This window comes from Nonomuraea sp. NPDC050536 (genome assembly GCF_044457685.1).
Lineage (GTDB): Bacteria > Actinomycetota > Actinomycetes > Streptosporangiales > Streptosporangiaceae > Nonomuraea.
In genome coordinates this window covers 24,216-46,151 of the sequence record NZ_JBITHD010000031.1, presented here as the reverse complement: position 1 = coordinate 46,151, position 21,936 = coordinate 24,216, and the positions used below count along the sequence as shown (strand labels likewise).

The following is a 21,936-nucleotide window of genomic DNA, read 5'->3' as shown; positions in this document are numbered from 1 at the left end:
CGTCGACGGCCCGCGGCTCCGGCCGCGGGCCATCGGGCTCACGCGCTGAGCGCGGCGTAGTGGCAGGCGGCCTGCGCCTCAGGTACGGCCGGCAACACGCTCAGCACCTCCGAACGGCACCTGCCGTCCACCCCCGCCTCCGCGGCCCTGCCGGAGGCGAGCTCCTGGCAGCGCGCGTGGAAGCGGCACCCGCCGGGGATGCGCGTGGGGTCCGGCGGCTCGCCGGACAGCACGATCCGCTCCGGCGACTCGGGCAGCACGCTCAGCAGCGCCTGCGTGTACGGGTGCCGCGGCGCGGTCAGCACCTGCTCGACGGGACCGGACTCGACGATCCTGCCCAGGTACATCACCGCCACGCGGTCGGCGATGTTCCAGGCCAGGCCCAGGTCGTGGGTGACGACCAGCGCCGACAGCCCCAGATCGGCGCGCAGCTTGAGCAGCAGCGCCAGGATCTCGCCGCGGACCGAGGCGTCCAGCGAGGCCACCGGCTCGTCGGCGATGAGCACCTTCGGGTCGAGCGCCAGCGCCCCCGCGATGACCACGCGCTGGCGCTGCCCGCCGGACAGCTCGTGCGGGTAGCGCAGGAAGAACCGCTCGGGTGGCCGCAGCCCCGCCCTGGACAGCGCGTCGGCGACGATCTTCTCCTCGTCGGGCAGCCCGTGGATGCGCGGGCCCTCGGCGACCGCCTCGTACACGGTCTGGCGCGGGTTCAACGAGCCCATCGGGTCCTGCAGGACGAGCTGCACCTCGCGCCGGTGGGCCTTGAGCGCCCTGCCGCGGTAGGTGAGCCTGGCCCCGCCGTACGTGACCGAGCCGGAGGAGGGGCGCTCCAGGCCCAGCAGCGTGCGGGCGAGCGTGGTCTTGCCGCAGCCGGACTCGCCGACCAGTGCCACGATCTCGCCCGCGCCGATCGACAGGTTCACCCCGTCGACCGCGCGGGCACGCCGTCCCCGCGAGGCGAAGTCCACGTGCAGGTCGCTCGCCTCGAGCAGCGTCATGATGCCTTCTCCTTCGCGCGAACGTGCACGCACGCCGCCGTACGGCGTTGGCCGGCGGGCCAGAGCTCGACGTCCGCGGTCGAGCACTCCTCCAGCGCCACCGGGCAGCGCGGGTGGAACGAGCAGCCGGACGGCAGCTCCATCGGGTCGGGCGGGTCGCCGCCCAGGCCCTTGGGGGCCATCCGCGAGGCAGGGTCGCCGACGGTGGGGAACGCCGCGGCCAGTGCCTTGCTGTAGGGGTGCTTGGCGTCGTGGAAGACCTCGTGCGAGGGGCCGTTCTCCACGATCCGCCCGGCGTACATGACGGCCAGGCGGTCGCAGACGTCGGCCAGCACCGACAGGTCGTGCGAGATCATGATCAAGGAGATGTCGTGCTCGGCGACCAGCTCCTTGATCAGGGTCAGCACCTGCGCCTGGACCATCACGTCGAGCGCGGTGGTCGGCTCGTCGGCGATGATCAGCCGGGGTGAGCAGGCCAGCGCCATCGCGATCATCACGCGCTGCCGCTGACCGCCCGACAGCTCGTGCGGGTAGCTGCGCGCCCGCCAGGCGGGCAGGCCCACCTGGTCGAGCAGCTCGGCCACGCGCTTGCGGGCGCCCTCCGGTTTGGCCAGCCCGTGCACGAGCAGTGGCTCGGCGATCTGGTCGCCGATCCTGCGCACCGGGTTGAGCCCGTGCTGGGCGCCCTGGAACACGATCGAGGCCTCGGCCCAGCGCACGGCGCGCAGGCGGCCCCACTTCATGGCGAGCAGGTCCTCGCCGTCGAGCAGGATCCGGCCGCCGACCCGCGCGTCCTTCGGCAGCAGCCGCAGCAGCGCCATGGCCAGCGTCGACTTGCCGGACCCCGACTCGCCCGCGATCCCGAGCGCACTGCCGGCCTCCAGCGTCAGCGACACCCCGCGCACGGCCGGCACCTCGCCCGAGGCGATCCGGTAGGTGACGGACATGTCGTCCAGTTGAAGCAGCGCCATCAGCCAGCCCTCCGCAGCCGCGGGTTCAGCACGGCCTCCAGCGCGCGGCCGAACATGGTGAAGGCCATGACGACCGCGACGATGCACAGACCGGGGATGAGGATGTACCACCAGGCGCCGTTGGTCGCGGCGTTCCAGTCGTAGGAGCCCTTGAGCATGCTTCCCCAGGACGTCCTGTTGGAGCTGGCGCCCAGGAAGGCCAGGGTCGACTCGGTGACGATCGCGCTGGCCACCTCCAGCGTGGTGCTGGCCAGCAGCAGCGGCCCCACGTTCGGCAGCACGTGCCTGGTGGCGATGTGCCAGTGTCCCGCCCCGAGCGCCTTCGACCTCTCGATGTACGGCCTGGCCTCGACGGCGAGCGTCTGGGCGCGGATCAGCCGGGTCGTGGACGGCCACGAGGTGATGGCGATCGCGATGATGATCGTCGTGGTGCTCCCGCCGAGCATGGCGGCCAGCACCAGCGCGGTCACCGTCGAGGGCAGTACCAGGAACCAGTCGGTCACCCGCATCAGCACGGCGCCGGCCAGACCGCGGAAGTGCCCGGCCGCGATCCCGATCACCGTGCCGATCACCACGGTGAGCAGCGCGGCCAGGAACCCGATCAGCAGCGACGTGCGCGAGCCCCACCAGATGAGCTCGATGATCGACCGCCCCGACTCGTCGGTGCCCAGCAGGTGGCCGGGTCCCGGAGGAGCCCATGGCTTGCCGACGCCCGACACCACCGAGGTCACGCCCTCGTCGATGAACAGCGGCGCGATCAGCGCCATCACCACGGCGACGACCAGGATGCCCAGCCCGATCACGCCGCCCTTGTGCTTGCGGAACTCGGCCCAGAACCGGCCGAGGGCCCGCCTCCTGCGGGTCCAGGTCAGGCTCGTCATGTGGACCTCACCCTCGGGTCGAGCAGGTGGTAGACCACGTCGGCCAGCGTGTTCATGATGATCACCGAGACGCTGATGACGATGAACGTGCCCTGCATCAGCGTGAAGTCGGGCACGTGGATCGCGCGCACGAACAGCTGACCGAGCCCCGGCCAGCTGTAGATGGCCTCCACCGTGACCGCGCCGGACACGATGAAGCCGATCCGCATGAACACCAGCGTCACCGTGGGCAGCAACGCGTTGGGGATGGCGTGGCGCCGCCGTACCTCGTCGTCGCGCAGGCCCTTGGCACGGGCGGTCGTGATGTAGTCCTGGGCGACCTCCTCCTGCAGGGAGGAGCGCATGACCAGCAGGTACTGCGCGTAGACCACGCCGACCAGCGTGAGCACCGGCAGCACCATGTGCAGGCCGACGTCCAGGACGTAGGCGAAGCCGTCAGGGGCGTCGACGCTCTCGATGCCGCGCGTGGGGAACAGGCCGGGGATGGGGCCGATGCCGTTGGCGAAGACCAGGAGCAGCAGCAGGCCGAGCCAGAACGTCGGCACCGACCACAGCACCAGCGAGATCGCCGTGGAGAAGCGGTCGAAGCGGCTGCCGATCCGCCAGCCGGCCTTGGTGCCCTGCCACAGGCCCAGGCTGACCGCCAGGATCAGCGCGGTCCCCGTGAGCAGCAGCGTGTTGCCGAAGCGCTCGCCGATGAGGTCGAGCACCGGGCGCTTGTACTCGTAGGAGCTGCCGAAGTCGAGCCTGATCGTGTTGCCGATGTAGTCGATGAACTGCTGCCACTGCGGCTTGTCCAGGCCGAGGCGGTGGCGTTCGATCGCCAGCGCCTCGGGCGTCATGTTGCGGCCCTGCGCCAGGGCGCGCACCGGGTCGCCCGGCAGGAGGCGGAAGACGAAGAACGTGGTGATGATCACCACGGCGATGCTGACCGCCGCCCCGCCCGCCTTGGACAGCGCGTACCGCAGGGTGCCACGGTAGGTCGAGCCCGCCGCCTGCTCGGCGGCGGGCTCGACCGACTGCAGAGGTGCCGTCATTCGCGTTCGTCTGCCACGCTCTTGCGCCGCCTGGTCACGAAGAAGACGGCGCCGCCGACGACGATGACCGCCACGACGATCCCGATGATCAGACCGGTGCTCGAGCCGCCGCCCGCGGCGCTGGTGCCGCCGGTGGCCTTGGCGTCCAGCGAGTAGAACGGCATGTAGCTGCTACCGCCGTACAGCAGCCCCTTCTCCTCGGGGATCGGGGTGATGCTGGTGATCTTGTCCTTGCGGTAACCCTCGAGGTCGTTCGGGTAGTACAGCGCGATGACCGGCGCCTGGGTGTAGAGGCGCTCCTCCATCTGCTTGATGATCTCGGCCCGCTTGGGGTGGTCGAGCTCGGCGAGCTGCTGCTGGTAGAGCTTCTCGAAGGTCGGGTCGCAGAAGAACGACTCGGTGCCGCCGCCCTCGCCCTTCGGGGTGGGCCTCCGGCTGCACAGGTGCGTGGCCAGGACCTCCTCGGGGTCGGGGTTGACCGACCAGCCGCTGATCGCGATGTCGTACAGGCCGGTGACGCCGGTCTCCTCGCTGAACTTGCTGGAGTCGACCCGGTTGGTGGTCAGCGTGATGCCGATCGCCTTGAAGTAGCCGGTCAGGTACTCGGCCAGCTTGTCCTCGACCGGCGTGTCCGTGTGGATGGAGAAGCGGAACTCCAGCTTGCGCTTGCCGTCGGGCATCGTGCGGACGCCGTCGGCGCCCTTCTTGTAGCCCGCGTCGTCGAGGATCTTGTTGGCCTTGGCCGGGTCGAAGGTGACCTTGGTGTCCCCGCTGGCGGTCCAGAAGTAGTCCTTGAACATCGGCGGGATGATCGATCCGTCGGCAGGGGTCGCGTAGCCGTTCTGGACCTTGTCGACGAGCTCCTGCTTGTTGATCGCGTAGTGCAGGGCCTGGCGTACGCGGACGTCCTTCAGCGCCGGGTGGCCGTCACCGACCGCCTTGTTGTCGGTGGTCGTGGCGCCCGGGTTGACCTCCAGGTAGCTGGCACGGCGGCCCTGGGTGTTCCACTTGACGATGTTCGGGTCGCTCTTGATCGCGTCGAAGTCCGGGCCCTGCAGGCGGCCGATCAGGTCGATCTCGCCCTTGTTCAGGCCCACGATCGCGGCGGCCGGGTTGTCGTAGAAGACCATCTGCAGCTCGTCGATCTTCGGCTTGCCCCGCCAGTAGTTGGGGTTGGCCTTGAGCTTGACGTACTGGTCCTTCTTGTACTCGGTCGCGATGTACGGACCGTCACCGACGACCGGGTAGGCGTCCGGCTCGTACTTGGCCATGTCCGTGACCTTCTCCCAGACGTGCTTGGGCACGATCGGGATGGCCGTGTCGAGGATGGACGCCTGCGGCTGCTTGGTCTTGATGACCAGGTCCTGGCCGTTGGCGGTGACGCTCTCGAAGTTCTCCACGGCCGGGCCGTTCGCGGTCTTCGCGGCGTCGTCCGTCATGATCTTGTTGAGCGTCCAGGCGGCGTCCTCGGCCGTGACGGGCTGGCCGTCCGACCAGTTCGTCTTACGGATCTTGAACGTCCAGGTGAGCTTGTCCGGCGCCACTGACCAGGATTCGGCCAGGTCGGGGCTCGGCTGGAGCGTCTTGGCATCGGGGACGGTGAGGTAACTCCACATCCACCGGTGCACGGCGGTCGAGACGACGCGCACGGCGAGGAACGGGTTCATCGAGTCGACCGCCTGAGTGGCGCCAACCCGAACGACCTTCTTCCCCGCCGAGGGATCCTCGGCATGGGCGACGGCGCCCTGACCTGCCACTAAGAGCGCCACGCCCAGCGCGGCCACGCGCCCGAGCCATTTCCTCATAAGTGCCTCACCTTCAGGCGGGGGTAGTCCTGTGTAGAGAAAGGCACACCATACGAAGACCTTGTGTCAACGAGTGACGGAAAATTGTTTCACTCTCGTTTCCTGAAGCGGTGTTAATTTTCAAGCTTTCCGCCCGAGACGCGCAGTCTTCTGTCGACGGACACCGCCTCCAGCATGCGCCTGTCGTGCGTGACGAGCAGCATCGTGCCTGGATAGGTGGCCAGCGCCGCCTCCAGCTGCTCGATGGCGGGCAGGTCGAGATGGTTGGTCGGCTCGTCCAGCACGAGCAGGTTCACCCCGCGCGCCTGCAACAACGCCAGCGCCGCCCGGGTACGCTCCCCCGGTGACAGAGTGTTAGCCGGACGCAGCACGTGCGCCGCCTTCAGCCCGAACTTGGCCAGCAGCGTGCGGACCTCACCCGGCGGCATGTCCTCGGAGAACGTGTCCACCAGCGGCGCCTCGCCCTCGAAGAGCCTGCGCGCCTGGTCGACCTCGCCCACCACGACGCCGGGACCGAGCGAGGCGTGCCCCTCCTCCAGCGGGATCCGGCCGAGCAGCGCGCCCAGCAGCGTGGTCTTGCCCGCCCCGTTCGCGCCGGTGATCGCCACGCGCTCGGCCCAGCCGATCTCCAGATTGATCGGGCCCAGCCGGAATTCGCCGCGCCTGACCACCGCGTTGCGCAGGGTGGCCACCACCGCGCCGGAGCGGGGCGCGGCGGCGATCTCCATGCGCAGCTCCCACTCCTTGCGCGGCTCCTCGACGACGTCCAGCCGCTCCAGCATGCGCTCGGTCTGGCGGGCCTTGGCGGCCTGCTTCTCCGTGGTCTCGACGCGGGCGTTGCGCCCGATCTTGTCGTTGTCGGGCATCTTGCGGCGGGCGTTCTTGACGCCCTTCTCCATCCAGGCGCGCTGGGTACGGGCTCGCGCCTCGAGCTGGGAGCGCGTATCGGCGTACTCCTCGAACCGCTCGCGGGCGTGCCTGCGGGCGACCTCGCGCTCGTCCAGGTAGGCCTGGTAGCCGCCGCCGTAGAGGTTGACCCGCTGCTGGGCCAGGTCCAGCTCGAGCACCTCGGTGACGGTCCTGGCCAGGAACTCGCGGTCGTGGCTGACCAGCACGGTGCCCGCCCGCAGCCCCCTGACGAACGTCTCCAGCCGGTCGAGCCCGTCCAGGTCCAGGTCGTTGGTCGGCTCGTCGAGCAGGAACAGGTCGTAGCGGCTCAGCAGCAGGGAGGCCAGCCCCGCGCGGGCCGCCTGGCCGCCCGACAGTGCCGTCATCGGCAGGTCCAGCGAGAAGCCCAGGTCCACCTCGCCGGCCCGCTCCTCCAGGTCGGCGCCGCCGAGCGTGAGCCAGCGCTCCAGCGCCAGGCAGTAGGCGTCGTCGGCGCCCTCCGCCTGGTCGACGATGGCCTGGGTGGCGGCGTCGAGGTCGCGCTGCGCCCTGGCCACGCCCGTGCGCCTGGCCAGGAACCGGGCGACGGTCTCGCCCGGCCTGCGGTCCGGCTCCTGGGGCAGGTAGCCGACCACCGCGGAGGCCGGGTTGAGCCTGATCGTGCCCGCCTCGGGCTGTGCCAGCCCGGCGAGCATGCGCAGCAGCGTCGACTTGCCCGCGCCGTTGACGCCGACAAGTCCGATCACGTCGCCGGGTCCCACCACCAGGTCCAGGCCGGAGAACAGCACCTTGTCGCCGTGGCCTGCCGAGAGATCCTTCACCACCATGGTCGCGCTCACCGCACTACCGTAGCCGGGTGCCCCGTTCTCTCAGCGCCCTGGCCGCCGCCGTGACCGTCGCGCTCGGCCTCGCCGTACGGGCCCTGCTCGGCGGCTGGTTCGCCAAATACGCCGGCGACGCGCTCTACACGGTGTTGATCTACTGGCTGACCGTCTTCATCAGGCCGCGGCTGCGGCCGTGGACGGCCGCGCTGATCGCGACGGGGGTGAGCTGGGCGATCGAGTTCGCCCAGCTCGGCGAGATCCCTTCCTGGCTGCGGCCCCTGCTCGGCAGCACCTTCAACGTCCCCGACCTGCTCTGGTACGCCGTCGGGGCGGCGCTGGCCTGGTGCCTGCACACCTGGTACGCCAGGCGCCGCCCCGCACGTCCTTGATCGGGCCGAGTCGTCAGTTGCAGCCGCCCGAACCACAGCAGGATCCGCCGGCCTGCGGCAGCAACTCGATCCTGGCCAGCTGGTAGCCAGCCTCCACCACGGCGGCGTCGATGAGCGCCTCGTCGATCGGTCCCTGGCTGGTCACGGTCATCGCCTTGGCGGCCAGGTCGACCTCGACGCCGCTGACGCCCGAGACCTTCCCCACCTCGGCGGAAACCGAGCTCACACAATGTCCACAGGTCATGCCCTCAACCTGGTACGTAGTCACAGTCATGGCAAAGAACTATACCCCCTAGGGGTAAATCGCGCATAGTCTTCGGCGGCCTGGTTAGGGGTAGCGGTATGGACATCGCATTCCTCGTGGCCCCCGAGGGGGTCGAACAGATCGAACTGACCGAACCGTGGCAAGCCGTCGAGCAGGCAGGGGACACGCCGAGGCTCGTCTCCACCAAGCCCGGCCGGATCCAGGCCTTCAAGCACCTGGACAAGGCCGACACGTTCGACGTGGACGCCACGGTCTCCGACACGTCCGCGGCGGAGTTCGGCGGGCTCGTCCTGCCCGGCGGCGTGGCGAATCCCGACTTCCTGCGCACGGTGCCGGAGGCGGTCCGCTTCGTCGCGGACTTCTTCGACACGGGCAAGCCGGTGGCGGCGATCTGCCACGCGCCCTGGACGCTGATCGAGGCCGACAAGGTCCGCGGACGGACGCTCACCTCGTGGCCCAGCCTCCAGACCGACCTGCGCAACGCCGGCGCGCACTGGGTGGATCAGGAGGTCGTGACCTGCACCGAAGGACCCAACACGCTGGTCACCAGCCGCAAGCCCGACGACCTCAAGGCCTTCTGCCAGGCGGCTCTGGACGCCTTCCGCTGATCACGGCCGCGGAAAGATCGTTCCGGGCATTACCTGGAGCTGGCCAAAATCACGCGCAACTCTGACCAGATCGAAACTCGGCTGTTATGCCTTGCCCCTGGGATTGAAATGGTCTAGACGTAGACCAAAGCGCGTCCGTCCCGCCTCGCAGGGAGATCCTCATGACAACAGAAGAGGATTCCAGGCGACTCGCAGAGCTCGGCTACCGGCAGGAGCTGGCGAGGACCTGGAGTGGTTTCTCCAATTTCGCAATCTCGTTCTCCATCATCTCGATCCTCGCGGGCTGTTTCACCACGTTCGGCCAGGCCTGGAACAACGGCGGTCCCATCGCCATCTCATGGGGCTGGCCCCTGATCTCCCTGTTCATTCTGATCATCGGTCTCTGCTTGTCGGAGCTGGTCTCCGCCTACCCGACCGCCGGCGGCATCTACTGGTGGGCGGCCACCATGGGCAAGCCGATTCACGGCTGGTTCACCGGCTGGCTCAACCTGATCGGGTTGGTGGCTGTGACGGCCTCGGTCGACTACGGATGCGCCACGTTCCTCAACATCACGCTCAGCCGGCTCTTCGACTGGGAGGGCACGCTCACGCAGGCGTTCCTGCTGTTCGTGATCATCCTGGTGCTGCACGCGCTGATCAACATCTACAGCCACAGGCTGATCTCGCTGCTGCAGAACATCTCCGTCTGGTGGCACGTGGCGGGCGCCGCGGTCGTGATCGGCATCCTGGCCTTCGCGCCGACCAAGCACCAGACGCTCGGTTTCGTCTTCACCGACACCATCAACAACTCCGGCTTCGGGGACCACACCACCAGCGGTGCCACGTTCTGGCTGTACGTGCTGCCGCTCGGGTTCCTGCTCACGCAGTACACGATCACCGGCTTCGACGCCTGCGCGCACGTGTCGGAGGAGACGCAGGGCGCGGCCACGTCGGCGGCCCGCGGGCTGTGGCAGTCGATCTTCTACTCGGCCATCGGCGGGTGGCTCCTGCTGCTGGCGTTCCTGTTCGCCGCGACGAACGTGGACGAGATCAACAAGCAGGGCGGCTTCGTCGGCGCCATCTTCACCACCGCGCTCTCCTCGCCGCTGGCCACGACCATTTTCGCGATCTCCACGATCGGGCAGTTCTTCTGCGGGATGAGCTGCGTGACGTCGATGTCGCGGATGACGTACGCCTTCTCGCGTGACGGCGCGGTGCCCGGCTGGCGGCTCTGGTCCAAGGTCGACAAGAACCGGACGCCGGTCAACGCCATCCTGGCCGGCTCCGCGGTCGCCGCTCTGATCACGCTGCCGGCGCTCTACGCTCCTCCCGGAGCGACGCCGACGCCGGTCGCCTTCTACGCGGTCGTCTCCATCGCGGTGATCGGCCTCTACCTGGCCTTCCTCATCCCGATCTGGCTCCGCCTGCGCATGGGCGACTCCTTCAAACCGGGCCCGTGGACGCTGGGCAAGAAGTATCGCGTCATGGGATGGATCTCCTGCGTGGAGATCGTGATCATCTCGATCTACTTCATCATGCCGCTGAGCCCCGCCGGCGTCCCCGGCAACAAGGAGTTCGCCTGGACCTCGGTGAACTACGCCCCGATAGCCGTCGGCGCCGTGCTCATCGGCATCGCCCTCTGGTGGCTCCTGTCGGCCCGCCACTGGTTCACCGGTCCCCGCCGCACTGTCGACGAGCTCCCGGTCAAGTAGCCCCTCCGCGCTGGCGGGTACGGCGGGCCCCGCCGTACCCGCTAGGAGGCCTCGAAGGCGGTGGCGACGACGGGGCGGACCTGGTCCAGGGTGGCTTCGCCGAGTTCGCGCTTGAGCGAGGTCATGTCCACGTCCGGCATCCCGCAGGCGATGGCCCACTGCCAGGGCTCGAGGTCGCCGTCGACGTTGAGGGCGAAGCCGTGGCTGGTGACGCCGCGGCTCTGCCGCATGCCGATGGAGACGATCTTGCGGCGCGTCTCGACCGTCCAGACCCCGGTGAGCAGCTCCGAGCCCGGAGGCGTGTCGCGGCGTTCGGCGGGCAGGCCGAGCGCGGCCAGGGCGTCGACGAGGCGGAGTTCGACCTCGCGCACGTAGTCGACGATGCCCTCCGACTCCTCCAGCTTGACCACGAGGTAGCCGACCAGCTGCCCTGGCCCGTGGTAGGTGAGCTGCCCGCCGCGGCCCGTCTCGGAGACGGGGATGCCGTGAGCGGGGTCAGGCAGGTGCTCGACCGGCGTCCGCCGGCCGACGGTGTAAACCGACGGGTGACTGAGCAGCCAGAGCGTGTCGGGCCGCTCGTCGCGCTGGCGCTGCCCGACCAGCTCCGCCATGCGCTCCATCGCCTTGTCGTAGTCGACGAGATCATCCTGGATGAGACTCAGCGGCCTAGCTCTCATGCTTCGAGGATAGAACGCATACCGGACACCAGCGCCCGCAGCCCGAACTCGAAGTCGCCGTCCGGATCCTCCCAGACGGCGTGGTCCAGCTCGTCGATCGCCGAGCCGACCACGAAGCGCCCGACCGCGATGAAGGCCCGGATCGCGTCCTGCCGCTCGAACCCGGCCTCCAGCAGCGGCCGCATCAGCTCCACCAGGTCGGGAAGCCGATCGGGCGTCGGCCGGGACCCGGCGTGCACGCGCGCCCCGTCGCGGTAGGAGCGCAGCGTCTGACGGAAGACCCTGGCCCTGGCCATCAGCCACTCGTCCCACGGCTGCCCGGGCAGCGGCCGCGACACGGCGCGCATCGGCTCCTCGATCATCACCAGCGCCATCTCGTTGAGCAGCTCCTGCTTGTTCTTGAAGTGCCAGTACAGGGCGGGCTGCTTCACGCCCAGCTTGTCCGCCAGCCGCCGCGTGGTCAGCCCTTCGACGCCGACCTCGTTGAGCAGCTCGAGCGCGGTCCTGACCACGGTCTCCCTCTCCACGCTTGACAATTTATCATCGATAAGGCTTTATCGGTGATAAGGAGGTAGATCATGAATGTCATCATCGCCGGAGCCGGTCCCGTCGGATTGATGCTCGCCTGCGAGCTGCGCCTGCACGGCGTCGAGACGCTGGTGCTGGAGCGGCTGACGGAGATCAGCGAGCACTCGAGGGCGGCCAACCTGCACCCGCGCAGCGTCGACACGTTCGCCCTGCGCGGCATCGAGATCGACGCGCCGCAGCTCCCGCTGCAGCACTTCTCGGGTATGCGCCTGCTCGACCTGACGAAGGTACGGACCCCACACCCCTACGGCCTGCTGATCCCCCAGCCCGAGGTGGAGAGGCTGCTGGAGAAGAGGGCGGTGGAGCTCGGCGCGGAGGTCCGCAGGGGCTGCACGGTCACCGGCTTGGAACAGGACGAGCACGGCGTCACCGTCACCGTGGACGCAGCCGAGGAGATCAGGGCCACGTGGCTGGTCGGCTGCGACGGCGGCCGGAGCACGGTGCGCAAGCTGGCCGGCATCGGTTTCCCCGGCACCGAGCCGACGGTGGCCGCCTACGTGGCCGATCTCGTGATCGCCGACCCGCAGGCCCCGCCCACCGGCTGGCTGCACGGCCCGGCGGGCCTGTCGCTGTGGCCGTTCACCAGGCCCGAGGGCAGGACCAGGATCATCACCACCGACTACGGCCGCACCCACCAGGACAGGGACGCCCCGGTCACGCGGGCGGAGTTCGAGGACAGCCTCCGCAGGCACCTGGGCGACAGGGCACCGCGGATCGTCGAGGCGACCTGGCTCTCCCGCTTCTCCGACGCCTCCCGCCAGGCCGACCGCTACCGCGCCGGCCGGGTGTTCCTGGCCGGGGACGCCGCCCACATCCACATGCCCTTCGGCGGCCAGGGCATGAACACCGGGCTCCAGGACGCGGTCAACCTGGGCTGGAAGCTGGCGCTGGCCGTACAGGGCAGGGCCGAGGTGCTCGACACCTACGAGCAGGAGCGGCACCCCGTGGCGGCGGCGGTGCTGGAGAACACCCTCCAGCAGGTGGCGCTGGGCCGCACCGACGAGCAGACGGTCCGGCTACGCGAGCTGTTCGCCCAGCTGATGACGGTGCCCGAGGCCAACAGGCTGCTCGCGGAGGAGGTGGCGGGCGTCTCCATCCGCTACGGCGACCAGGGCTTCGTCACCGGGCCGGTCGCGCTGCACGACGGCCGCGGCCTGCTCACGACCGCGGACGACGAGGTACGGCGGGCCGCCCTCCCCTGGTCCGACCGCGTGAACGTGGCGCGCGGGGAGCGCGACCGGCTGGTCCGCCCCGACGGGTACGTCGCCTGGGAGCCCCCGTCGGCGGAACCCGTCGAGGCCGCGCTCACACGCTGGTTTGGTAACCCCGCGGCTCCTCGGGGATGAGGATCCACATGACGACGTAGACGACCCACATCGGGCCGGGCAGCAGCGACAGGAGCAGCCAGAGCACCCGCACGAGCGTCGGCGGCAGGCCGAACTTGTCGGCGAGGCCACCGCAGACTCCGGCCAGGACTCGGTGCTCTCGTGAGCGGTACATGATGTTTCCTCCCGTGGTGAACTACTCACCAGGAAGAACGGATTGGCAGGCGGCCGCTATCCCGTCACGGACCCTGGGAAAACCCCGACAGGGTCAGCCACTCGGCGGCCATGGCCAGATGTCGCCTGGTCAGCCCGCGCCAGGGGTCGACGGGGACGAGCAGGAATTCGCCGACACCCTGATGGTCCCTGAGGTACTCCTCGTCGGCCTCCCAGACCTGGTCGTCGAACCAGACGAACGGCCTGCCCCGCACGTAGTCGGCCACGCTGGGCGACTTGGGTCCCGGCGCCAGCGGGATCACGGGCAGCTCGGGCAGGCCGAGCCTGGGTGCGATCCACTCGTTGGCGTGCTCCTCCCAGGTCGTCGCCCAGACCAGCTGGGCTCTGGTCTGCAGGGCCAGCTCGAGCAGGCGGGCACCATGCCGCCAGTTCAGGTGCACGGTGTAGACCTGGTCGCCGATCTTGCACTCGTAACGCCGGAAGTCCGGGGTCGGTCGCCCGAACGGGTTGAGCACCCCGTCGACGTCGACGAGCAGTAGGGGCCTCATACCGGGCAGATTACCCGCGTTGACCTTCCGCTAGCCTGTCCCGGTGATTGGCTGGTTCGAAGCGGTGGTGCTGGGTCTGGTGCAGGGACTTACGGAGTTCCTGCCGATATCCTCCAGCGCCCACATCCGGATCGTGTCCGCGCTCCTGCACTGGCCCGACCCGGGGGCGGCGTTCACCGCGGTCATCCAGCTCGGCACCGAGGCCGCGGTGCTGATCTACTTCCGCAAGGAGATCTGGGAGATCGTCTCCACCTGGGTGCGGTCGCTGTGGACCCCTGCGCTGCGCGGCGAGTTCGCGGCCAGGATGGGCTGGTATGTCATCGTCGGCACGCTGCCGATCGCGATTCTCGGCGTGGCGTTCAAGGACCAGATCGAGACCGTCTTCCGCGACCTGCGCCTGGTGGGCACCACGCTGGTGGTCTTCGCCCTCATCCTGTGGTTCGCCGACAGGACGGCGCGCAGCACGATCACGCTGGAGAGGCATCTCGACTTCGTCCATGCCATCGTCTACGGCTTCGCTCAGTCGCTGGCCCTCATCCCCGGCGTGTCCCGGTCGGGCGGCACGATCACGGCCGGTCTCCTGCTCGACTACCGCCGTGAGGACGCCGCCCGCTACTCCTTCCTGCTGGCGATGCCCGCGGTGCTCTCGTCTGGCCTGCTCGAGCTCACCAAGATCGGCGACGCGCAGTCGCCCGCCTGGGGTCCCACCCTGCTGGCCACCGTGATCTCCTTCGCCGTCGGCTACGCCGCGGTCGCCTGGTTCCTGCGCTACATCAGCCGGCACCGCTTCACCGCCTTCGTGATCTACCGCATCGCCCTCGGCCTGTTCGTCATCTTCGCCGTCACCATCGGCTGGCTCCCCGCCCAGGGCTGACCTGCCCGGCGTACAGCTTCACCATCTGTTGAATTCAACGTGGTTGAATAGCTCCATGACCGAGGAGCGCGGCAGGCGGCCGGGGAACCCGCAGACCAGGGACGCGATCATGGAGGCGGCGGTCGGGTCGTTCACCGCGAAGGGCTACGCGCAGACCACCATCCGCGGCGTCGCGCGTACGGCGGGCGTCGACCCCGCCCTGGTGATGCACTTCTTCGGCAGCAAGGACGGCCTGTTCGCGTCGGCCATCAGGCAGAGTATGCCGATCGAGGGGCTCGCCGCCTCCTTCGACGGCGACCTCGGGGACCTGGGCCTACGGCTGGCCACCCGGTACCTGTCGCTGTGGGACGACCCGGAGCGCGGCGCGCGGATGGCGGCCATCCTGCACGCGGCGGCCGCCACGCCCGCCGCGGCCGATCTGCTCAAGGAGCTGATGCGCCAGGAGCTCGTCCGCCCGCTGGCCACGCTGCTGGAGCCCGAGCACGCCGAGTCCCGCGCGCTGCTTGCGGCGACGCAGCTGATCGGCGTGGCCATGCTCCGCTACGTGCTGCGGATGGAGCCGCTGACCTCGATGCCCACCGATCAGCTTGCCGCCACGATCGCCCCCACCTTGCAGCGCTACCTGACGGGCGCGGACTCCTTCGCGACGACCGGCGAAGGACGGTAGGTGACCAGGGTGAACACCAGGGCGACCAGCGCGATGGCGACGGACAGCACGATCACACCGGCCCGTCCGAACGAATCCAGCGCGACCCCGCCCGCGATCCCGGCCACGAACACCCCGACGTACTGAGCCGAGGACAGCAGCCCGAGCCCGATCGATACGTTGTCGGGCACGGCCGCGACCGTGCGGTACTGCTGTGCGGGCGCGATCAGCCAGCCGAGCACACCCCAGGCCAGCCCCCACACCAGAGCGACGGGCAGGGACAGGTTCGCCACCGGGAGGAGGGCGAGGATGACCGTGGCGGAGGCGAGGCCGAGCAGCACCATCCGGCGCGGCCCGAACGCGTCGGTCAGCCGCCCGCCGATCTGGTTGCCGATCACCCCGCCGATCCCCCACGCCCACAGCACCGCGGGCAGCGGCACGTCGAGCAGCGAGCCGATGTAGGTGTAGGCGCTGAACGCCGCGCAGAACATCAGCAGCTGGGTCGTCAGTACGGCCAGCACCCGCCGGTCGCCCAGCGGCGCGAACCGCTCGCGCAGCCGCCCCGAGGTGGCGATCGTGACGTCGGGCACCGCCGTCGCCACGCCGATCAACCCGATCACGCCCAACCCCACGACCAGCCACATCGTGGTACGCCACCCGGAGGCCGTGCCGAGCCACGTCCCCAGCGGCACCCCGATGGCCGACGACACCGTCAACCCGCCCATGACCAGCGCGAGCGCCCGCCCTCTGCGTTCGGGCGTGCTCAGCGCGGTGGCCACGCCCGAGGCGGTCGGCGTGAACATGGCCCCGCCCGCGGCGGCGACGACCCGGGTCAGCATGACCAGCGGGTACGTCGGCGCCAGCGCGGTCAACGTGTTGCCCACGACGAACAGCGCCAAGGCGACCAGCAACACCCGCTTGCGCGACAGCCGCGCGGTCAACGCCGCGAGCAGCGGCGACAGGACGGCATACGAGAGCGCGAACACGGTCATCAGCTGACCGGCCGCGGACAGCGAGACTCCGAGGTCCCGCGAGATGGGGGCGAGCAGGCCGGCGGTGACGAACATGCCGGTGCCGGCGGCGAAGTTCCCGAGCGCCAGAGGATAAAGCCGAGCAGTCATGCCGACAAGGTGTCAGGACTGTTGGATGGTTGTCAAACAATAGAACGGAGGTAGCCTGGGCCCATGCGACTCCTTCCGCACCCGGCGACCGCGGACATCCAGCTCACCGAGGTCCTGCGCGCCCTTTCCGACCCGGTACGCCTGGAGATCGTCATCCAGCTCGCGGACTCCCGCGAGCTGACCTGCCACGGTGTGAGCGACAACCTCGAGGTGCACAAGTCCACGGCCTCGCACCACTACCGGACACTTCGCGAGGCCGGGGTCATCTTCACCCGGCAGGAGGGGCGGATGAAGTACATCAGCCTGCGCCGCGACGACCTCGCCGCCCGCTTCCCCGGCCTGCTCGACGCGATCCTCGACGCCGCCCGTGTCCCCGCCTGACGCGCTGCCCATCCGCGCGGCGCTGCCCGACCTGCTGACGGCGCTACGAGAGTACGGCACGGCCGTGCTGACCGCGCCGCCCGGCACCGGCAAGACGACCGTGGTCCCGCTCGCCCTGGCCGAGGCGGGGATGCGGGTCATGGTGGCCGAGCCACGTCGTCTGGCCGTCAGGGCCGCCGCGCGCCGGATGGGCGTCTCCTACACGATCCGCGGCGAGCGGGTCAGGGGCGCGAACCCGATGGTCGAGGTCGTCACCACGGGCGTGCTGCTGCAACGCCTGCAACGGGATCCCGAGCTGCCCGGCGTCGACGCCGTGGTGCTCGACGAGTGCCACGAGCGGCACCTGGACGCCGACACCGCCCTGGCGTTCCTGCTTGACGTGCGCGACACACTCCGCCCCGACCTGCGCCTGCTGGCCACCTCCGCCACCGCCGAGGCCGAGCCGTGGTCGCGCCTGCTCGGCGGCGCGCCGATCGTGCGCGCGTCCGGCACCCCGCACCCGGTCGAGGTGCTGTGGGTCCCGCCGCCGCGCCCCGTCGCGCCGCCGCACGGGCTGCGCGTCGACCCCGCCCTGCTGTCGCACGTGGCCACCGTCGTACGGCGGGCCCTGGCGGAACGCGCCGGCGACGTGCTCTGCTTCCTGCCCGGCGTGGGCGAGATCGCCAAGGTGGCCGGGATGCTCGACGGGATCCAGGTCCTCCAGGTGCACGGCCAGGCCCCCGCCCACGTCCAGGACGCGGTGCTCAACCCGGGCACGGAACGCCGGGTCGTGCTGGCCACCTCGGTGGCCGAGTCGAGCCTGACCGTGCCGGGCGTCCGGGTCGTGGTGGACGCGGGGCTGGCCAGGGAGCCGCGTACCGACCACGCGCGCGGGCTGGGCTCGCTGGCCACGGTCCGGGTCTCCAGGGCTGCGGCCGACCAGCGGGCCGGCCGGGCCGGGCGGGAGGCTCCCGGCGCCGTGTACCGGTGCTGGTCGCAGGCCGACCACGAGCGGCTGGCCGAGCAGCCGCGCCCGGAGATCGCCCTGGCGGACCTCACCGGGTTCGCTCTGCAGGTGGCGTGCTGGGGAGGCACGGGTTTGGCGCTGCTCGACGAACCGCCGCGGGCCGCGATGCAGGCGGCGACCCGGGTGCTCGAAGGGCTGGGCGCGGTCGCGGACGGGCGGGTGACCGGGCGCGGGCGGGCGATGGCGCTGGCGGGCACCCAGCCGCGGCTCGCCAGGGCCCTGCTTGACGCCGGGCCCGGGGCGGCCGAGGTGGTGGCCCTGCTGTCGGAGCAGCTGCCCAGGGACTCGGGTGACGACCTGGTCGAGGCCTGGCGCGCGGCCCGGCGGGGTGGCACGCCGTACTCCTCCCGGTGGAGGCAGGAGGTCAGGCGGCTCGCCTCGGGCACCCCTGCGAAGACGGGCGTGGACGACGCGGTGGCCGGGCTCGCGGTCGCGCTGGCGTTTCCCGAGCGGGTGGCGCGCAGGCGGGGCGGCGGCTACCTGATGGCCTCGGGCACCCGGGCGGAGCTCGCCGAGGGGTCCCGGCTCGCGACCGCCGAGTGGCTGGCCATCGCGGTGGCCGACCGTCAGACGGGCAACGCCAGCGCCCGCATCAGGCAGGCCGTCGTGATCGACGAGGAGACCGCCAGGCGGGTGCTGCCGGTCACGGTCGAGGAGGAGGTGGCCTGGCGGCGCGGCGACGTCGTGGCCCGCAGGATCGAGCGGCTGGGCGCGATCGAGCTGTCCGCCGCCCCGCTGGAGGGCGCCGACGTCCGCGAGGCGCTGCTGCACGGGCTGCGCACCGAGAACGTGCTCACCTGGACCCCGGCCGCCGTGGCCCTGCGCGACCGGCTGGCCTTCTGCCGTCGCGCGCTCGGTGAGCCGTGGCCCGCGATGGACGACCTGGTCTCCCTGGCCGACCGGTGGCTCGAGCCCGAGCTGTCCAGGGCCCGCCGCCGCGCCGACCTGGAACGCGTCGACGTGGCCGCCGCGCTGCGCCGCCTGGTTCCCTGGTCACAGCGGCTCGAGGCGGTGGCGCCCGAGCGGATCGAGGTGCCGACCGGCTCCCGCATCCGTGTCGACTACTCCGGCGAGCAGCCGGTGCTCGCGGTCAAGCTGCAGGAGCTGTTCGGCTGGACCGAGACGCCGATGATCGCCGGGGTCCCGCTGCTGGTGCACCTGCTTTCGCCGGCCGGCCGGCCCGTCGCGGTCACGGCCGATCTTGCCTCGTTCTGGGGCGACGGCTACCGTGCCGTACGCGCCGAGATGCGCGGCCGCTATCCCAAGCATCCCTGGCCGGAGAACCCTCTCGAGGCCACCCCGACCCGACGGACGAAACGCTCATGACCCATCCCGCCCGCAACAACGCCGAGTGGTGCGACCTGGTCTGCCGTACCCACGGCATCCGGGGCGCCTTCGATGCCCGCGCGTGGACCAGCCCGCGCAGGACCCCGCTGTACTACCCGGACGCGGTCACACTGTCGCGCGACGCGACGGCGGCCGATGTCCTGGACGGGATCGACGGCGGTCCCGGCGCCTCCGTCAAGGACAGCTTCGCCACGCTCGACCTGCCCGGGTTCGAGATCCTCTTCGAGGCCCAGTGGATCGAGCGGGACGCGCCGGAGGCGGGCGACGACGCCGCGGACTGGCGCCTCGTCGAGACCGCGGAGGAACTGCGGGAGTGGGAGCGGGACCTGTTCTCCGGCGACGACGACGGCGTCTTCGGCCCCGGGATCCTCGCCGAGCCGGTGGAGATCCTGCGCGGCGAGGGCGGGGGCGCGGTGCTCAACCGCACGGGCGACGTGGTGGGCGTCTCCAACGTCTTCGGCCTCGACCCCTGGCCCGGCGTCCTGGCCATGGCCGCGCGCCTGCACCCCGGGCTGCGCCTGGTCGGCTACGAGACCGACCCGGAGCAAGCCGTACGGCACGGCTTCACAGAGACCGGCCCGCTGCGAATATGGCTTCGAACGTAGGCTCGGCCAGCACCTCCACCACGGTCGTGCCGACGCCGAGGTCCTTGAAGCCGCTCGAGGTGGCCACGCACACGACGGGACCGTCGAAGGAGCGGCCCAGCTTGCGGCACGCGGCCACCCCCGCCGCGCCGGACAGCTCGTACCAGAGCCCCTGATCGGCCAGCGCCCGCTGGGCCGCGCGCATCTCCTCGTCGGTGACCAGCAGCGCCTCGCCGCCGCTGTCGAGCACGGCGCGCACGGCCCGATGGCCGCCCACGGTGCACGCCACCCCGTAGGCGTCGGTGGGGCCGAGCTCCACGATGGCCGCGGGCGCGCCGCTGCCCACCGCGCGGGCGGTCGGCCCGCCCGCCGCGGGCTCGCAGGCGAACATCCGCGGCGCCTGCCGCGTCACGCCCAGCCTGCGCAGCTCGGCGAAGCCCTTCCAGACGCCGTACAGCAGCTCGCCGTAGCCCGTCGGCGCGAACACCGCGGCCGGCACGCCGCCGAGCTGCAGGAACAGCTCGTAGGCGATGGTCTTGTAACCCTCGGGCCCGTAGGGATGCCCGGTGTGGGTGACCGTCTGGTTGCTGACCGGGTGGTAGCCGAGCCTGTCGACGATCTCCCGCAGCAGCGGCCACCTCTTCTCCGCGGGTACGGTCACCACCCGCGCGCCGTAGGCCCGCACGAACGACTGCACGGCCGGCGGCGACTCGGACGAGGCCAGCACGACCGCGTCCAGCCCCGCCCTGGCGGCGTAGGCGGCGGCCGACGCGCCGTGGTTGCCCGACGAGGCCACCACCACCCCGGGCGCGCCCTGCCCGACGGCCGCGCTCACGGCCACCCGGTTCAGCCTGTCCTTGTGCGACCAGGTCGGGTTGCGCGACTCGTCCTTGACGTACACGCCGTCGAACTCCAGCAGCGGCGTCCCACCCTCGCCCAGCGTGGGCGCGTGCAGGGCCGGCAGCAGCGGCTGCCACCGCGCCAGATCCGGCCCCGGCTCCTGCTCGAACAGCCCGGCGGGCACGCGCGCGTAGTCGTAGTCCACCTCGAGCGGGTAGGCGATCTCCGCGGTGCTCGTCTGGGGACAGCCTCTGGTCAACGGCGGCGAGAGCGGAAAGGTCAGCGAGGGGTCGCCGAGCGAGCGCTGGGCGATGGCCAGAGTGTCCCGATTCATGCGATGCATCATGCCAGCCGCAAAAGCGCTATCGTGGTGATATCACTTCGATAGCAAGGAGTCGGGATGGAACGACGGGCTTTCCGGGTCAACGGCTTTGTCGTGCTGCTGGTCCTGGTGGTGCTGGCCGCGGTGGCGGCCGCCGTGTCGATCGAGGTCCTGGGCATCGTCTGGGTGGTGATCTTCGTGCTCGTGGCCACCGGCTTCACGGTGGTGAACCCCAACGAGGCCAAGGTCGTGCAGTTCCTCGGGCGCTACGTCGGCACGGTCAACGACGCGGGCTTCCAGTGGGTGCTGCCGTTCACCAGCAAGCGCAGGGTCACGCTGCGCGTGCGCAACTTCGAGACCACCAAGCTCAAGGTCAACGACGCCAACGGCAACCCGGTCGAGATCGCCGCGGTGGTCGTCTACAAGGTGATCGACACCGCCAGGGCCGTCTTCGCGGTCGACGACTACGAGCAGTACATCGCGATCCAGTCCGAGGCCGCGGTGCGGCACCTAGCCACCGTGCACCCCTACGACTCGCACGAGTCGGACCAGACGAGCCTGCGTGACGGCACCGAGGTGGCCGGCGAGCTGACCACCGAGCTGAGCGAGCGCACCGAGCTGGCCGGGATCGAGATCCTGGAGGCGCGCATCACGCACCTGGCCTACGCGCCGGAGATCGCCCAGGCGATGCTGGTGCGCCAGCAGGCCGACCAGATCGTCGCCGCCCGCACCCGCATCGTGGAGGGCGCGGTGGGCATGGTTCAGCTCGCCCTCGACCGGCTGGCCGCCGAGCACGTCGTCGAGCTCGACGAGGAGCGCAAGGCGCAGATGGTCTCCAACCTGCTGGTCGTGCTGTGCGGCGACCGCGCGACCCAGCCGGTGGTGAACACCGGCAGCCTGTATGCCTGACCGGAGCGGCGAGCAGGGCCCGGAGGCGGCAGCTCGCGTAACCACGGAGGGCCCGTCGGGAGCGCGACCATCAGCACGCAAGAAGCTCCTGCTGCGGCTCGATCCGGCCGTCTATGACGCGATCGCCAAGTGGGCGGCCGACGACCTCCGCAGCGTCAACGCGCAGATCGAGTTCGCGTTGCGCCTGGCGCTGAAGGAGGCAGGGCGGGAGCCTCGCCACGAACGGTAGAAAGCTGC

At 70.5% G+C, this 21,936-nt stretch carries 24 protein-coding genes; 11 read left to right on the top strand and 13 right to left on the bottom strand.

The features are described 5' to 3' along the window. Nucleotides 1-38 precede the first annotated feature (38 nt). From ACIBHX_RS47810 to ACIBHX_RS47785, 6 genes are all read right to left on the bottom strand, one after another. Entirely contained in the window at nt 39-998 is a 960-nt protein-coding gene (locus tag ACIBHX_RS47810) for an ABC transporter ATP-binding protein (protein ID WP_397075118.1), read from the bottom strand. Then, the gene (locus ACIBHX_RS47805; RefSeq protein ID WP_397075117.1) at nt 995-1,969 is read right to left on the bottom strand and encodes an ABC transporter ATP-binding protein; all 975 of its coding nucleotides are present in this window, start codon (nt 1,967-1,969) and stop codon (nt 995-997) included. Before ACIBHX_RS47805 ends, ACIBHX_RS47810 begins: the two co-directional genes overlap by 4 nt. Further along, complete coding sequence (locus ACIBHX_RS47800) at nt 1,969-2,850, bottom strand: ABC transporter permease (RefSeq protein WP_397075115.1); 882 nt, start codon at nt 2,848-2,850, stop codon at nt 1,969-1,971. Before ACIBHX_RS47800 ends, ACIBHX_RS47805 begins: the two co-directional genes overlap by 1 nt. Next, entirely contained in the window at nt 2,847-3,887 is a 1,041-nt protein-coding gene (locus ACIBHX_RS47795; protein WP_397075113.1) for an ABC transporter permease, read from the bottom strand. Before ACIBHX_RS47795 ends, ACIBHX_RS47800 begins: the two co-directional genes overlap by 4 nt. After that, complete coding sequence (locus ACIBHX_RS47790; protein WP_397075112.1) at nt 3,884-5,692, bottom strand: ABC transporter substrate-binding protein; 1,809 nt, start codon at nt 5,690-5,692, stop codon at nt 3,884-3,886. The genes ACIBHX_RS47795 and ACIBHX_RS47790 overlap by 4 nt, the downstream gene beginning before the upstream one ends. 113 nt (nt 5,693-5,805) lie before the next feature. Further along, nucleotides 5,806-7,419, bottom strand: coding sequence for an ABC-F family ATP-binding cassette domain-containing protein (locus tag ACIBHX_RS47785; RefSeq protein WP_397075110.1), 1,614 nt, complete (start codon nt 7,417-7,419; stop codon nt 5,806-5,808). Between the two features lie 17 nt (nt 7,420-7,436). Here ACIBHX_RS47785 and ACIBHX_RS47780 point away from each other — a divergent pair, with 17 nt between their 5' ends. Beyond that, the gene (locus tag ACIBHX_RS47780; protein ID WP_397075108.1) at nt 7,437-7,793 is read left to right on the top strand and encodes a DUF2809 domain-containing protein; all 357 of its coding nucleotides are present in this window, start codon (nt 7,437-7,439) and stop codon (nt 7,791-7,793) included. A gap of 13 nt (nt 7,794-7,806) precedes the next feature. Here the strand turns inward: ACIBHX_RS47780 and ACIBHX_RS47775 are convergent, their stop codons facing one another. After that, nucleotides 7,807-8,067 carry a heavy-metal-associated domain-containing protein gene (locus tag ACIBHX_RS47775; RefSeq protein ID WP_397075106.1) on the bottom strand — a complete coding sequence of 87 codons (261 nt, stop codon included), beginning with the start codon at nt 8,065-8,067 and terminating at the stop codon, nt 7,807-7,809. A 68-nt stretch (nt 8,068-8,135) separates the two neighbouring features. On the opposite strand from ACIBHX_RS47775, the gene ACIBHX_RS47770 reads away from it, so the two are divergent. Then, nucleotides 8,136-8,666 (top strand): type 1 glutamine amidotransferase domain-containing protein, encoded by a 531-nt coding sequence (locus tag ACIBHX_RS47770; protein WP_397075104.1) that lies wholly within the window; start codon nt 8,136-8,138, stop codon nt 8,664-8,666. A 161-nt stretch (nt 8,667-8,827) separates the two neighbouring features. Further along, entirely contained in the window at nt 8,828-10,357 is a 1,530-nt protein-coding gene (locus ACIBHX_RS47765) for an amino acid permease (protein WP_397075102.1), read from the top strand. A 41-nt stretch (nt 10,358-10,398) separates the two neighbouring features. Here ACIBHX_RS47765 and lipB read toward each other — a convergent pair whose 3' ends face one another. Together lipB and ACIBHX_RS47755 are read right to left on the bottom strand one after the other, a co-directional pair. Further along, nucleotides 10,399-11,034 (bottom strand): lipoyl(octanoyl) transferase LipB, encoded by a 636-nt coding sequence (lipB, locus tag ACIBHX_RS47760; RefSeq protein ID WP_397075101.1) that lies wholly within the window; start codon nt 11,032-11,034, stop codon nt 10,399-10,401. After that, entirely contained in the window at nt 11,031-11,561 is a 531-nt protein-coding gene (locus ACIBHX_RS47755) for a TetR/AcrR family transcriptional regulator C-terminal domain-containing protein (RefSeq protein ID WP_397075099.1), read from the bottom strand. Before ACIBHX_RS47755 ends, lipB begins: the two co-directional genes overlap by 4 nt. A gap of 51 nt (nt 11,562-11,612) precedes the next feature. Here ACIBHX_RS47755 and ACIBHX_RS47750 point away from each other — a divergent pair, with 51 nt between their 5' ends. Continuing rightward, entirely contained in the window at nt 11,613-12,968 is a 1,356-nt protein-coding gene (locus ACIBHX_RS47750; protein WP_397075098.1) for an FAD-dependent oxidoreductase, read from the top strand. Here ACIBHX_RS47750 and ACIBHX_RS47745 read toward each other — a convergent pair. Beyond that, nucleotides 12,928-13,122: a PspC domain-containing protein gene (locus tag ACIBHX_RS47745; RefSeq protein WP_397075096.1), complete on the bottom strand. Its 195-nt coding sequence runs from the start codon at nt 13,120-13,122 to the stop codon at nt 12,928-12,930. The two genes, ACIBHX_RS47750 and ACIBHX_RS47745, sit on opposite strands and share 41 nt — an antisense overlap. A gap of 64 nt (nt 13,123-13,186) precedes the next feature. After that, nucleotides 13,187-13,669 carry an HAD domain-containing protein gene (locus ACIBHX_RS47740; protein WP_397075094.1) on the bottom strand — a complete coding sequence of 161 codons (483 nt, stop codon included), beginning with the start codon at nt 13,667-13,669 and terminating at the stop codon, nt 13,187-13,189. 43 nt (nt 13,670-13,712) lie between these two features. Between ACIBHX_RS47740 and ACIBHX_RS47735 the strand changes: the two genes are divergently transcribed. Continuing rightward, nucleotides 13,713-14,543, top strand: coding sequence for an undecaprenyl-diphosphate phosphatase (locus tag ACIBHX_RS47735; protein WP_397075093.1), 831 nt, complete (start codon nt 13,713-13,715; stop codon nt 14,541-14,543). 55 nt (nt 14,544-14,598) lie between these two features. Next, the gene (locus tag ACIBHX_RS47730; RefSeq protein WP_397075091.1) at nt 14,599-15,210 is read left to right on the top strand and encodes a TetR family transcriptional regulator; all 612 of its coding nucleotides are present in this window, start codon (nt 14,599-14,601) and stop codon (nt 15,208-15,210) included. Here the strand turns inward: ACIBHX_RS47730 and ACIBHX_RS47725 are convergent. Further along, nucleotides 15,162-16,310, bottom strand: coding sequence for an MFS transporter (locus ACIBHX_RS47725; protein WP_397075089.1), 1,149 nt, complete (start codon nt 16,308-16,310; stop codon nt 15,162-15,164). The genes ACIBHX_RS47730 and ACIBHX_RS47725 overlap by 49 nt on opposite strands. A gap of 63 nt (nt 16,311-16,373) precedes the next feature. Between ACIBHX_RS47725 and ACIBHX_RS47720 the strand changes: the two genes are divergently transcribed. Genes ACIBHX_RS47720 through ACIBHX_RS47710 form a run of 3 tightly spaced genes read left to right on the top strand, consistent with a single transcriptional unit; the run spans nt 16,374 to nt 19,649 of the window. Beyond that, a complete protein-coding gene (locus ACIBHX_RS47720; protein ID WP_397075087.1) occupies nt 16,374-16,691 on the top strand; it encodes an ArsR/SmtB family transcription factor in 318 nt (105 codons plus the stop codon). Further along, nucleotides 16,678-19,023: an ATP-dependent helicase HrpB gene (hrpB, locus tag ACIBHX_RS47715; protein WP_397075085.1), complete on the top strand. Its 2,346-nt coding sequence runs from the start codon at nt 16,678-16,680 to the stop codon at nt 19,021-19,023. Before ACIBHX_RS47720 ends, hrpB begins: the two co-directional genes overlap by 14 nt. Continuing rightward, on the top strand, nt 19,020-19,649 hold the full coding sequence (locus tag ACIBHX_RS47710) for a hypothetical protein (protein WP_397075083.1): 630 nt from the start codon (nt 19,020-19,022) through the stop codon (nt 19,647-19,649). The genes hrpB and ACIBHX_RS47710 overlap by 4 nt, the downstream gene beginning before the upstream one ends. Here ACIBHX_RS47710 and ACIBHX_RS47705 read toward each other — a convergent pair. Next, entirely contained in the window at nt 19,609-20,802 is a 1,194-nt protein-coding gene (locus ACIBHX_RS47705; protein ID WP_397075081.1) for a pyridoxal-phosphate dependent enzyme, read from the bottom strand. The two genes, ACIBHX_RS47710 and ACIBHX_RS47705, sit on opposite strands and share 41 nt — an antisense overlap. 66 nt (nt 20,803-20,868) lie before the next feature. Here ACIBHX_RS47705 and ACIBHX_RS47700 point away from each other — a divergent pair, with 66 nt between their 5' ends. Together ACIBHX_RS47700 and ACIBHX_RS47695 are read left to right on the top strand one after the other, a co-directional pair. Further along, on the top strand, nt 20,869-21,699 hold the full coding sequence (locus tag ACIBHX_RS47700; RefSeq protein ID WP_397075079.1) for an SPFH domain-containing protein: 831 nt from the start codon (nt 20,869-20,871) through the stop codon (nt 21,697-21,699). Further along, nucleotides 21,692-21,928: a hypothetical protein gene (locus tag ACIBHX_RS47695; protein ID WP_397075078.1), complete on the top strand. Its 237-nt coding sequence runs from the start codon at nt 21,692-21,694 to the stop codon at nt 21,926-21,928. Before ACIBHX_RS47700 ends, ACIBHX_RS47695 begins: the two co-directional genes overlap by 8 nt. The last annotated feature ends 8 nt before the right edge of the window (nt 21,929-21,936 follow it).